Raw genomic sequence first — 12,809 nt, 5'->3', positions numbered from 1 at the left:
AACCCCCGGAACGTCCATGCAAAAGCGCGCTTATTTCAAGGCCAACTGGCTGGCCTATCTCTTCATTGCCCCCCAGTTGCTGATCATCTTTGTGTTCTTCTACTGGCCGGCATCCCAGGCCATGTACTGGGCTTTCACCCTCGAGCAGCCCTTTGGCGGCGGCAACCAGTGGGTCGGGCTCGACAATTTCCGCGCCGTCTTCTCCGACGAAACCTACTGGGCCTCGATCTGGCGCAGCATCGTCTTTGCCGTGCTCTCGACCGGCCTCGCCATGTCCATGGCGCTTGTTCTGGCGCTGTTCGCCGACCGGCAGCTGCGCGGCTATCGCTTCTTCCGCGTCGGCATGATCTGGCCCTACGCCATCGCCGCCCCGGCAGCCGCACTCGCGTTCCGCTTTCTGTTCAATCCGCAGTCCGGCGTTTTCGCCTATCTGAACACGCTTTCTCCCGGCCTGTGGAACCCCGCGCTCTCCGGCGTTGACGCCATGACCGCGATCATCATCACGCAGGCCTGGAAGCAGGTCTCCTACTCCTTCATCTTCTTCCTCGCAGGCCTCCAGTCCATTCCGCGCTCGCTGATCGAGGCAGGCTCCATGGACGGTGCGCGCGTGATGCGCCGCATGCTCGACCTGCAGCTCCCGCTGCTCGCGCCGACCATCTTCTTCCTGCTGGTCATCAACATGACGGATTCCTTCACGGACTCCTTCGGCATCGTCGACATTCTCACCGAGGGCGGTCCCGCCCGCGCGACCGAGCTGATGGTCTACAAGATCTATGTCGATGGCTTCCAGGGGCTCGATTATTCGGGCGCGGCCGCGCAGTCGCTGGTTCTGATGGCGCTCGTCATCCTCATGACCTTCTTCCAGTTCCGCTTCATCGAACGCCGCGTGCACTACACGTGAGGAGCCAGACATGATCGAACGCACCCCCCTCCTCAACATTGTCACCCACGCGGTCCTGATCTTCGGCGCGCTTCTGCTCGCCGTGCCGATCTGGCTGTCCTTCGTCGCCGCCACGCTGACGGTCGCCGAGGTGAACTCGCCCAATGTGCATTACCTGCCGGGCGGCGAGTTATGGAACAACTTCACCGCCGCCTGGACCCGCGCCGATTTCGGCGTGAAGTTCATGAACTCGATGATCGTCGCCATCGCGGTGGTGATCGGCAAGGTGGCGATCTCCGCCATCAGCGCCTTCTCCATCGTGTTCTTCAACTATCGCCTGCGCATGGTGTTCTTCTGGGTGATCTTCATCACCCTGATGCTGCCGCTGGAAGTGCGCATCGTGCCCACCTATGCAGTGGCTGCAAACGCGCTCTACCCGTTCCAGGCGATCCTCGACTTCACCGGCATCAGCTGGCTCATCGCGCAGTTTTCGGGCGTCGAACTCTCGCTCGAATGGAACATGCTGAACTCCTACACCGGCCTGATCCTGCCTCTGGTGGCAACGGCCACCGGCACGTTCCTCTACCGTCAGTTCTTCCTGACCATTCCCGATGAGCTGGTGGAAGCGGCCAAAATGGATGGCTCCGGCCCGTTCCGCTTCTTCTTTGAAGTGCTTCTGCCGCTTTCGCGCACCAACATCGCAGCACTCGCAACCATCATGTTCGTCTATGCGTGGAACCAGTATCTCTGGCCACTTCTGATCATTACCGACCGGGCGAACTATTCCACCGTGGTGATGGAACTGCGCCGCCTCATTCCCGGACCCGACGCCATTGCTGACTGGAATGTCGCCATGGCCGGAACGCTGATCGTGATGCTCCCGCCCCTGCTGGTCGTCATCCTGATGCAGCGCTGGTTCGTGCGCGGCCTCATCAGCACCGAAAAATAACCTCTCAGGAGAGATTGAATCATGGCCGATATCGATATTCGCAAGGTCGAGAAATTCTACGGAAAGAACCAGGTCGTGCACGGCGTCGACCTCAACATTCAGGATGGCGAGTTCATCGTCATTCTGGGCCCTTCAGGCTGCGGCAAGTCCACGCTTCTGCGCATGATTGCCGGGCTTGAAGAGATCAGCAATGGCGAGATCTCCATCGAAAACACGGTGGTGAACCAGCTCGAGCCGCGTGAGCGCGGCTGCGCGATGGTGTTCCAGAACTACGCGCTTTATCCGCACATGACCGTGGCTCAGAACATCGGCTACGCGCTGAAGGTCGGCGGCATGCGCAAGGCGGAGCGGATGCAGAAGGTGGAAGCCACGGCAAAGAGCCTCGGCCTCGACCAGCTGCTCGACCGCAAGCCGGCGCAGCTTTCGGGTGGTCAGCGCCAGCGTGTCGCCATGGGCCGGGCCATCGTGCGCGAGCCGAAAGTCTTCCTGTTCGACGAACCGCTTTCCAACCTCGACGCCAAGCTGCGCGTGCAGATGCGTCTTGAAATCCGTCGCCTCCATCGCACGCTCAAGGCAACTTCGGTCTTCGTGACGCATGATCAGGTGGAAGCCATGTCGCTTGCCGACCGTCTGGTGGTGATGAATGCAGGCCGGATCGAGCAGGTCGGCACGCCCGAAGAGGTCTATCACGCGCCGGCCAGCATCTATGTCGGCGGCTTCATCGGCTCCCCGGCCATGAACTTCCTGCCCTGCGGCGTGTCGGACTGCGGCACCTTCGCCGTGATCGACAACACCAGTTTCCGCCTGCCCGTGGACCCGGAAATCGGCCGGACCATTGCCGGCCAGTCGGTGATTGTCGGCCTGCGGCCGGAAGATCTGAAGATCGCGCCTGAAGCCAACGACCCGAACCTTCTGACCGTTGCATTCGACTTCTCCGAAGAACAGGGCAGCGGCCGGCTGATGCATGGCCGTCTCGCCGGTCGTGATTTCGTGCTGCACTCCGCCGGACGTCATCACCCCGCGCCCGGCGCGCCCTGCTCGCTCGCCATCGGCGCAGAGAGCGTTCACCTGTTCGACCCGACCACCGAAAAGCGCATCACGGTCGCGGGCGCGAAAACCGGCCAGACGGGCACCCTGCCCGCAGCCTTTCAGAAAACCAGCGACGTCACCGTTTCCGGAGCCATTCAATGAAACTCGTCAGCTACAACATCCAGTATTCCAAGGGTAAGGACGAGCAGTTCGACCTTGACCGCATTGTCTCGGAAATCGAGGGTGCGGACCTGATCGCCCTGCAGGAAGTGGAAACCCACTTCCCGCGCACCGGGCTTGTGCATCAGGCGCAGGAAATCGGCGCGCGCCTGCCGGGTTATCACTGGGTCTATGGACCGGGCATCGACATCGACGCCTCCATCGTCGGCGACGACGGCACGGTTACCCATCGTCGCCGTCAGGTCGGCAATATGGTGCTCTCGCGCTGGCCGATCCTGTCGTCCATGAACCATCTTCTGCCGAAGATGGCGCTGACGAACCAGTATCACCAGCAGCGTGCGCTGATCGAAACCGTGGTCGACACGGATATGGGGCCGCTGCGCTTCTGCTCCGTGCATTTCGATCACATTGGCCCGCAGACGCGGCTGCCGCAGGTGCATCAGGCGATGGACCTGCTCCTGAACGCCGCACATCGCGGCTCTGCCTGGGGCGGAAAGATCGCCGGCGACTGGTACGAAATTCCGCCGCCGCCCGTGCCCGAACGCACCATCGTGATGGGCGATTTCAACTTCACCTCCGACAGTGAGGAATACGCCCTCCTGATCGGCGACCGCGTCGAGAGGCACGGACGCCTCGTGCAGGATGGCGGGTTCACCGATGCATGGGTGGCAGCCGGCAATGACGAGGATGAGGGCGTGAGCTTTATCGGCTCGGGCGAGCGCATCGACCATTGCGTGGTGAGCAGCAGCATGGCCGGCAGCGTCAAGCGCGCCTGGATCGACATGGATGCGCAGGGCTCTGACCACCAGCCGCTATGGGTTGAGATCGACCAATAAAGCATTTTGCAGTCAGGTGGCATCACCTGACGCCCGCAAAATGCGTGAAAACAGATAGATAGAGCGTTTTGGCGGGTGCCGGCTCAGGCCGGCATCCGCGGAACGCTCGCAAGCAGCTTCTGCGTATAGGGGTGCGCGGGGTTCGCCAGAATGTCGGCGGTCTTGCCGCTTTCGACGACACGCCCCTTCTGCAAAATGACGATCTCTTCGCAAAGTGCGGCGACAACCGCCAGATCATGCGAAACGAGCAGGATCGTCATGTCCGCCGACAGTGCTTTCAGAAGGTCGACGATGCGGGCGCGTGTCGACAGGTCGAGTGCGCTCACCGCCTCGTCGGCCAGAATGAGCTGCGGACGCGCCACGATTGCACGCGCAATGGCGATGCGCTGACGCTGACCACCGGAAAATTCATGCGGATAGCGGTCGATGGCGTCTGCCGGCAGGCCGACATCGTGGATCGCTTTTTCAATCGCCTCCTGATGAGACCCCGGAATGCGCAGCGCCCGCAACGGTTCGGCGATGATCGACTGCACCTTCTGGCGCGGGTCGAGCGAGGAATAGGGATCCTGAAAGACAGCCTGAACCGCCTTGCGATAATCGCGCATAAAGGCGCGGTTGCCGGGGTTGAGCTCGGCGTCGCCGAACTGAATGCGCCCGCTTGTGGGACGCGCCAGCCCAAGGAGCAGTTTCAGGATGGTGGACTTGCCGGAGCCGGATTCGCCCACCAGCCCCACATTCACGCCGGGGCGAAGGCTGAACGAAACATCGTGCAGAACCTGCTGTTTGCGCGAATAGCCAAAGGCAACATTGTCGAGTGAAATCAGGCTCATCGTGACGGTCCCAGCGCCTTGTCGAACGCAGTGGCCGCATCGACCAGCGAACGCGTATATTCGTGTTTCGGCGCATCGAACACGGCATGAACCTGCCCCTGCTCGATTACCTCGCCACGGCGCAGCACGATGACGTTTTCCGTCACCCGCGCCACCACCGGCAGATCGTGGCTGATGAAGAGAAGCGCCATGCCGTCCTCGCGCACCAGACCGGACAGGAGATCGAGTATCTCCACCTGCGTGGTGACGTCGAGCGCCGTGGTTGGTTCGTCCGCGATCAGCAGTTTCGGGCGACAGGCGAGCGCCATGGCAATGGCCACGCGCTGCCGCTGACCACCCGAAATCTCGTAAGGGTATGATTTCACGATCCGGTCGATGTCGGGAAGCGACACGCGCTCAAGCAGCGAACGCACCTCGCGGGCAACGGCTGCGCGGTCGACCGTTTCGCCTGCGCGGCGATGCCGGCGGATGACCGGTTCGGCAACCTGCCGGCCCACCTTCATCAGCGGATTGAGCGCGGTGAGCGGTTCCTGAAACACGGTTGCCGCCGCCGCGCCACGCAGGGCGATCATCGCGCTTTCGGAGGCTCCCACCACCTCGTGACCATCGAGTTTGATGGAGCCCTGAACCCGGAACCCACGCGGCAGGAGGCCGATGGTGGCGAGTGCGGTGAGCGACTTGCCGGAGCCGGATTCACCGATCAGGCCAAGCCGTTCGCCGGGCGCGATGGAGAAGGAGACGTTGGAAACCAGCGTCTGACCGCCGGTGCTGAGCGTCAGGCCGCGAATGTCGAGAAGGCTCATTGCCGGCCCCTCCGGGTCGGGTCGCCCGCTTCGCGCAGACCATCGGCCAGAAGGTTCATGCCGATCACCAGCGTGACCAGCGCGATGCCCGGCGCAATGGCGCCAAAGGGCGCGGTGTAGACTGTGCCCTGCGCCTCCTGAAGGAGACGGCCCCACGAGGCGTTGGGCGGCGGTGCGCCAAGGCCGAGATAGGACAGCGATGCCTCTGCGATGACGGCGAGGCCGAACTGGAGCGCAAAGTTCACCGCCAGCATCGGCCAGATGTTGGGCAGGAGATGGCGGAAGACGATGCTTGGCCACGACGCTCCTGCCGTGCGCGCCGCGGTGATGTAATCCATCGACAGGATGCGCTTGGCGAGAATGCGGGTCAGCCTTGCAACAATGGCTGAGATGGCGATGCCCAGCGCCAGCGTGGCGGAGAACAGGCTCGCGCTTTCGGTTGCCGCCACCACAAGCATGGCCAGAAGCAGTGTCGGGAAGGCGATCAGAATGTCGAAGGCGGCTGCCAGAATGTCATCCAGATAACGTGTGGCGAAGGCCGACAGAACGCCAAGCGTGACGCCGATTGTCGCTGCAATGGCCACCGCGCCGAAACCGACGATCAGCGCGATGCGCGAGCCGATCATGATCTGCGTGAAGAGATCGCGGCCAAGCCGGTCCGTGCCCGCCCAGTGCGCCCAGGATGGCGCTTCCAGCCGTCCGCCGGTCATGCCCGTGGGATCGTAGGGCGTCCACACCAGCGTGAGGAGCGCCACGGTCACATGCATGCCGACGAGGAAAAGTCCGATGTTGAGGGTGAGCGACCGACGCGAAAGGCGCGGTCGGGCTGCTGCCGTTTCCACCTGTCCGCTCATGAGCGCGCTCCCCGGCTCTCACGCAGTCTCGGATCGACCAGCCGCTGTCCGAGATCGGCAAGGAAGCCGATCAGCAGAACGAGCAGGGTCGAGATGAAGAGAACGCCCTGAATGTTCGGATAATCGCGCTGCTCGATGGCAAGCAGCAGCATGGAGCCGAGACCCGGCAGGTTGAACACCCGCTCGACCACCACCGCGCCCAGCAGGGCGGTTGCAAGCTCAATGCCGAGGATCGACATGACCGGCACCGCGCCATTGCGGATGCCATGGCGCACCAGCGCTTCGGAAAAACCGGAGCCGAGCGCGCGCGCCGTGCGCAGATAGTCACTGCCCAGCACATCCTGCGTGGCGGAGCGCACATAGCGAAGAAGCGAGGCAGACATCACGATTGCGATGGTAAGGATCGGCAGAAACAGGGTGCGCAGCGCCTCGACCGGCGTATCCCAGCCACGCGGCGGAAAGCCGCCGGAGGGGAACAAGCGCAGATTGACGGCAAACAGCGTGACCAGAAGAATGCCCACCCAGAAAACGGGAATGGCGATGCCGAGCTGCGAGACGACCGAGATGGCGGCGCCATACCAGCGGTCGGCCTTGACCGCCGAGAGGATGCCGAGCGGCACGGCGATCACAAGCGCCAGCAGGAACGACAGCACGGTCAGCGGCAGCGTGACGGCAAGCCGGTCCATGATTTCGGGTAGCACCGGCGTGCGGCTGACGAAGGACGTGCCGAGGTCGAAACGCACCAGGCTGGTGATGAATTGAAGGAATTGCTGGGCAAGCGGCAGATCGGAGCCGACCTGCCGCCGCGCGGCTGCAATCTGCGCCTCGTCGGCGCCCACGGAGATCAGCGAATTCGCCGGATCACCGGGCAGAAGCCTGAGCAGTATGAAAAGAACCACACAGGCCGCCAGAAGCGAGAAGAACAGAATAGCAAGCCGCCGGGCGATATAAACGAGGATCGGAGCCTCCCTCAGAGCAATTCCAGAAAAATCAGAACCGGTTTTTCCGTTCGGAACTGCAAAAGTCAAACGCCTTAACCGGCTCATCGTCACTTTCGCACGATGAACCGGCTTCGTAGCGGCTTGCCGGATCGGCTATCGAGCCTGCTTGGCGATATCGTATGCGAAGAACTGCGAGTTCAGGCCATTGACCGGATACCCGCTGACCGACGCGGTCGATACCACAATCTGCGGGTAAAGATAGAGCCATCCGCTGGCTGCATCCTCGGCGATGATGCGGTTTGCTTCCGTGAGCTTTTCATCGCGCTCCGCCTCGGAACCGCTCGCCTCTGCCGATGCGATCAGTTCCACCACCTGCGGGTTGTTATAGCCCCAGTAGAAGTTCGGATTGCCGTAGAACACGATGTCGCGGTGGTTCACGTGTTCCTGCAGCGTCGCCTGGAAATCATGCGCCTGGTAGATCTTCGTGTACCACTCATTGGCGGTGATGATGTTGATGTTCACCTTGATGCCGACCTTGGCCAGCTCATTCTGCAGGAACTGGGCGACGATCGGGTGCGGGTCGTAGTTCGGCGTATCAAGCGTGAAGGTGAAGCCATCCGCATAGCCGGCTTCGGCCAGCAGCGCCTTTGCGCTTTCCGGATCGTAGGCGTCGACATCGTTCAAGTCGACATACCACGGGTCCGTCGGCGGTACGAAGGAGCCGATCAGCGTGCCGTATTCGCCCCAGATGGAGTTCAGCAGGCGCTTGCGGTCGATGGCGCGGGCCACGGCCTTGCGCACCTTCACATTGTCGAAGGGCGCGACGCGGTCGTTATAGGCGAGCACTTCCTTGGTGGTGGACTGGCCATCCGTCACGACGAAGGACGGATTGTCCTGGAACTGCATCAGCGAATCCGGGCTCTGCACGCTGGTGATGATGTCCACCGCGCCGGTCAGAAGCGCATTGTTGAGGGCGGTCGCCTCCTTGAAATAGGAGAAGGTCACGCCGCCATTCTTCGGCTTCTCGCCCCAGTAGTTCTCGTAGGGCGACAGCGTGATGCTGGAACCGCGCCGCCAGTTGTCGAGCTTGTAGGGGCCGGTGCCGTCCTCGCCCGAGGTCAGGTCCTTGGCCGCATCGTTGACGATCCAGACATAGCTCAGATTGTAGGGCAGCGAGATGGAGCGCTCCTTGAGGGTGACGACAACGGTGTTGTCATCCTTCGCCTCAATGCTCTCAATGTTTGCCAGCGTGCGCTTGCGCGAGCTCTGCGAGCCCTCCGCCGTGACGCGCTCGATGCTGGATTTCACATCGGCTGCGGTCAGCGGATCGCCGGAATGGAACGTCACATCCGGCTGCAGCGTGAACGTGTAGGTGAGACCGTCCTCGCTCATCTCAAAGCCGGAAGCGAGCTTTGCGACCACATCGCCGTCATCGGTGAGCTGGAACAGGCCCTCATAGACATTGCCGTTGAAGGCTTCGTTGATGCCCTGCCCGGCGCCCGCCGTGTTGTCGAGGTTCTGCGGCTCATAGAGCGAGCCGACGCGAATGACGGCGGACGGGTCCGCATTGTCCTGCGCCATGGCCCCGGTCGCGCCCCAAAGGGCAAAAGCCACCGTGATTGTCAGGCTGCGGAAGCCCAGACCCGTCTCTTTCAGCGATGCTGTCATCTTGCTTGTCCTTTGCACTTTCTAACCCGCGACGCCTGCCCCATCAAAGGTCGCCTCAAGGGCCGCCCTTTGAGGATGGCATCGGAGTTTCCAGGCTAATCTAACCGGCAAATACAAAGACCGCGAGACAATTGAATCCCGCGGGGAGCAAATTGTTCGCATCGGACCGGCGAAATCACCGGTCCGATGGGAATATTTATCCGGCAAAGGGCGCTTTCGTAGAACGTGCAGTGCGAGTCACGCGCCGTAGGGAACCCAGATATTCTTCACCTGAACCGCGCGGCGCAGATAGTCGCGTCCGCGTCCCTGCCCGTCATCGAGCCAGTTCGGCATGCGGCCATTGTTGACCCAGGTCGACTTCAGGTTTCCGGCCGATGCCTTCTCGACCATGGCGCTGCCTTCCGCCGAGCCGAAATACCAGAGCGCAGCCACTTCATCGTGCTCGGCAAGTGTCTTCACCAGAAGATCGCGCTCGCCGGTGACGATGTTCACCACGCCGCCCGGCACGTCGGACGTGTCGAGAACCTGATAGAAATCGCCGGCGATCAGCGGATGGCGTGCAGATGGCGCGACCACGACCCGATTGCCCATGGCGATGGCCGGCAACACCAGCGAAACCAGCGACAGAAGCGGCGCTTCGTCCGGGCAGGCAATGCCCATCACGCCGAAGGGCTCGTTCATGGCAAGGGTCACATGGCGCGACTGGGTGGAGTGGACCGCCCCGTCGAACTTGTCGGCCTGCGCGGCGTAATAGAAGATACGGCGCAGCGCCGTATCGAACTCGTCGGCCGCCTTCTTCGCGCTGATGCCCGTGCTCTCGCACAGAAGCGCTTCCATGCCTGCGCGCCGCGCCTCCAGGTTTTCGCCCAGATAGTAGAGCACCTGCGCGCGGTTGTGACCGGTCGCACCGCCCCAGCCGCCGGCCTTCGCCGCCGCCTCGACCGCGTTGCGGATGTCCTTGCGGTTGCCGATGCCGGCTTCACCGATCACGAGCCCGCCCTTGCCGGTCACGGCATAGCTGTGGCCGCCATCGGGTCGCGCCTGCTTGCCGCCGATATAATTCTTCATGGTGCGGTCGATGCCCTCGACCAGCACCTTGCCGTCGCCGACCGGCGAGGCCGATGGCACGAATGCCTCCTGCCCTTTGGACGCTGCAAGGCCCTTTTCCCAATCGGCGGCGAGATATTCGTAAAGCCCCTCGCGCGCGCCCTCGCGGCCAAAACCGCTCTCGCGATAACCGCCGAACCCGGCGCCCGCATCGAGCATGTTGGTGCAGTTGATCCAGACAACGCCGGCCTTCACCCGTGCGGCGAGATCGAGCGCCACATTGATGTTTTCCGACCAGACGGAAGCGGCAAGCCCGTAACGGCTGTTGTTGGCGAGCGCCACGGCCTCGTCCGGCGTGCGGAAGGTCATGGAAGCGGCGATGGGCCCGAAGATTTCCACCTGACAGACGGTCGAGGCAGGCTCGACGTCGGTGAAGAATCCGGGCGCGATGTAATTGCCCTTTTCGGGAAGCGGCGCGGGAGCCTGCCAGAGCGCGCCCCCCTCCTCGACGCCCTTCGCCACGAGTGCGGAAATCCGCTCCACCTGAACCGGCGACACGATTGCGCCCACATCCGTGGACTTGTCGAGCGGGTCGCCAACGCGCAGCGTCTCAAGACGCGCCTTCAGCTTGGCGTGAAAGCGCTCTGCAATGCCTTCCTGAACGAGCAGGCGCGACCCCGCGCAGCACACCTCGCCCTGGTTGAACCAGATCGCGTCCACCACGCCCTCGACTGCCGCATCGAGATCGGCGTCCTCGAACACGATGAAGGGCGATTTGCCGCCCAACTCCAGCGACAGCTTCTTGCCGGAACCGGCAATCTGCTCGCGGATGACGCGGCCGACCTGCGTGGAGCCGGTGAAGGCCACCTTGTCGACGCCCTCATGGCCGCAGATGGCAGCGCCCGTCGCGCCGTCGCCCTGAACGATGTTGACCACACCGGCGGGCAATCCCACCTCATGGCAGATTTCCGCAAAGGCAATGGCCGTCAGCGGCGTCAGGTCGGCGGGCTTCAGCACCACCGTGTTGCCGGCGGCAAGCGCCGGCGCAATCTTCCAGGCGAGCATGAGCAGCGGGAAATTCCACGGGATCACCTGCCCGCAGACGCCCACCGGCGAGAAGCCACGGAACTCGTCTTCCACCATCTCGGCCCAGCCCGCGTGATGATAGAAATGGCGGGCGACCAGCGGAATGTCGATGTCGCGCGTCTCGCGCACCGGCTTGCCATTGTCCATGGTCTCCAGAACGGCCAGGAAGCGCGAGCGCTTCTGCACATGCCGGGCAATGGCGTAGAGATATCTGGCGCGGGCGTGGCCGGAAAGCTTGGACCACTTGCCAAATGCCGCACGTGCAGCCTTCACTGCCGCATCCACGTCATCGGTCGTGCCGCAGGCGATCCGCGCCAGCTCCCCGCCATTAGCGGGATCGGAGACGGCGATTTCGCGCGCGCCCTTCGGCGTTACGAACCGGCCATCGATGTAATGACCGAAAGAGCGGCCATGGGCTTCAAGCCATTGGACGACATCGCCATTGGCTTCCGGAGAGGGGCCGTATTCCATGGTGCGCAGGATATCCTTGATGGAAGACATGTTTCGATTCCTCATGCGACCGCGTGACGATTGGCGCTGGAATAGCGGCCGGTCACGAAGTGCTCCAATTGCCGTTCAATGTCGCCAAGCAGCGAGCTTGCGCCGATGCGGAACAGGTCCGGCTCCAGCCAGCGATTGCCCAGCTCCTCTTTCATCAGCGTCAGCCAGGCCAGCGCATCCTTGGCGGTCTTGAGGCCGCCTGCCGGCTTGAAGCCGACAATCTGGCCCGAATATTCGCGATAATCGCGCAGCGCTCGCACCATGGTCAGGCTCACCGGCAGTGTGGCGTTCACGCCTTCCTTGCCGGTTGACGTCTTGATGAAGTCGGACCCCGCCTGCATGGCGACCATCGAGGCACGGTAGACATTGGTGAGCGTGCTCAGATCGCCGGTCGCCAGAATGGCCTTCATATGCGCCTCGCCACAGGCCTCGCGCATGGCGGCGATCTCGTCATAGAGCGCGCTCCAGTTCTGCGTGAGCACATATTCGCGGGTGATGACGATATCGATTTCGTGCGCGCCCTCTTCCACTGCATAGCGGATTTCCGCCAGACGCTGCGGCAGGGGCATGAGGCCGGCGGGAAAGCCCGTCGCCACGGAGGCCACCGGAATGTTGCTGCCTTCCAGCGCCTTCACCGCATGGCCAACCATGGTCGGATAAACACAGACAGCGCCGGTGGTGATGCCGGCATCGGCGAGCCCCAGCGCTTCCAGAATGTCTTCGCGCACCGGACGCCGCGCCTTGGCGCAAAGCCGGCGCACGCGTCCCGGTGTGTCGTCACCGGCAAGTGTCGTCAGGTCGATGCAGGTGATGGCCCGCACGAGCCATGCCGCCTGATAGGCTTTCTTGACCGAACGGCGCGCGGCAAGCGTGCCCGCCCGGCGCTCGGCCGCAGTGCGGTTGACGGACACATCCTCGAACCATTCAGGTCTCAGTTGCGTGCCGGTGTTTCGGGCGAGAGCGTCGGTCATTGCAGCGTCCGTGTGTTTCGTGCCCGCCCCGCGAAAGACGGGGCTGCCAGATGATATGTTACGATAGCAACATTATGTTTGGATCGTTTCATAATTTCAGCGAGCCTGTCAACCCGCATCGCCTTGCCTCGCACAAAGTACAAGGTTTACTTTGCAGGAAATGGGGCTCCGGCAGTAAAATTTCGCAGAAGACGAAAGCAGCAACGGAGCATTGGGGAACGCGACCGGCAGCAC

At 62.7% G+C, this 12,809-nt stretch carries 11 protein-coding genes; 4 read left to right on the top strand and 7 right to left on the bottom strand.

Annotated elements, in window-relative coordinates; genetic code table 11:
* The first annotated feature begins 16 nt into the window (after positions 1-16).
* From NDI72_RS13930 to NDI72_RS13915, 4 genes are read left to right on the top strand one after another with little or no spacing between them, the layout of a single operon-like run.
* On the top strand, positions 17-901 hold the full coding sequence (locus NDI72_RS13930; protein ID WP_113156933.1) for an ABC transporter permease subunit: 885 nt from the start codon (positions 17-19) through the stop codon (positions 899-901).
* Between the two features lie 10 nt (positions 902-911).
* Positions 912-1,829, top strand: coding sequence for an ABC transporter permease subunit (locus NDI72_RS13925; protein WP_283800743.1), 918 nt, complete (start codon positions 912-914; stop codon positions 1,827-1,829).
* A 21-nt stretch (positions 1,830-1,850) separates the two neighbouring features.
* On the top strand, positions 1,851-3,020 hold the full coding sequence (gene ugpC, locus NDI72_RS13920) for a sn-glycerol-3-phosphate ABC transporter ATP-binding protein UgpC (protein ID WP_113156931.1): 1,170 nt from the start codon (positions 1,851-1,853) through the stop codon (positions 3,018-3,020).
* Positions 3,017-3,874, top strand: coding sequence for an endonuclease/exonuclease/phosphatase family protein (locus NDI72_RS13915; protein ID WP_283800742.1), 858 nt, complete (start codon positions 3,017-3,019; stop codon positions 3,872-3,874). Before ugpC ends, NDI72_RS13915 begins: the two co-directional genes overlap by 4 nt.
* Before the next feature lie 83 nt (positions 3,875-3,957).
* Here NDI72_RS13915 and NDI72_RS13910 read toward each other — a convergent pair whose 3' ends face one another.
* The 7 genes from NDI72_RS13910 to deoC all read right to left on the bottom strand — a co-directional run bounded on the left by NDI72_RS13910 (position 3,958) and on the right by deoC (position 12,575).
* Positions 3,958-4,704: an ABC transporter ATP-binding protein gene (locus NDI72_RS13910; protein WP_113156929.1), complete on the bottom strand. Its 747-nt coding sequence runs from the start codon at positions 4,702-4,704 to the stop codon at positions 3,958-3,960.
* Positions 4,701-5,507, bottom strand: a complete 807-nt coding sequence (locus tag NDI72_RS13905) for an ATP-binding cassette domain-containing protein (RefSeq protein ID WP_206553152.1) — start codon at positions 5,505-5,507, stop codon at positions 4,701-4,703. Before NDI72_RS13905 ends, NDI72_RS13910 begins: the two co-directional genes overlap by 4 nt.
* Positions 5,504-6,361 (bottom strand): ABC transporter permease, encoded by an 858-nt coding sequence (locus NDI72_RS13900; protein ID WP_206548628.1) that lies wholly within the window; start codon positions 6,359-6,361, stop codon positions 5,504-5,506. The genes NDI72_RS13905 and NDI72_RS13900 overlap by 4 nt, the downstream gene beginning before the upstream one ends.
* On the bottom strand, positions 6,358-7,308 hold the full coding sequence (locus tag NDI72_RS13895) for an ABC transporter permease (protein WP_224873332.1): 951 nt from the start codon (positions 7,306-7,308) through the stop codon (positions 6,358-6,360). Before NDI72_RS13895 ends, NDI72_RS13900 begins: the two co-directional genes overlap by 4 nt.
* A 147-nt stretch (positions 7,309-7,455) precedes the next feature.
* Positions 7,456-8,970, bottom strand: coding sequence for an ABC transporter substrate-binding protein (locus NDI72_RS13890; RefSeq protein WP_113156926.1), 1,515 nt, complete (start codon positions 8,968-8,970; stop codon positions 7,456-7,458).
* 237 nt (positions 8,971-9,207) lie between these two features.
* A complete protein-coding gene (locus NDI72_RS13885; protein ID WP_283800741.1) occupies positions 9,208-11,604 on the bottom strand; it encodes an aldehyde dehydrogenase family protein in 2,397 nt (798 codons plus the stop codon).
* Between the two features lie 11 nt (positions 11,605-11,615).
* Positions 11,616-12,575, bottom strand: a complete 960-nt coding sequence (gene deoC / locus NDI72_RS13880; RefSeq protein WP_113156925.1) for a deoxyribose-phosphate aldolase — start codon at positions 12,573-12,575, stop codon at positions 11,616-11,618.
* Positions 12,576-12,809: the final 234 nt, after the last annotated feature.

It is taken from the genome of Nitratireductor sp. GZWM139 (assembly GCF_030068685.1).
Classification (GTDB): Bacteria; Pseudomonadota; Alphaproteobacteria; order Rhizobiales; family Rhizobiaceae; genus Nitratireductor; species Nitratireductor aquimarinus.
This window is presented reverse-complemented; position numbering and strand designations above follow the sequence as displayed.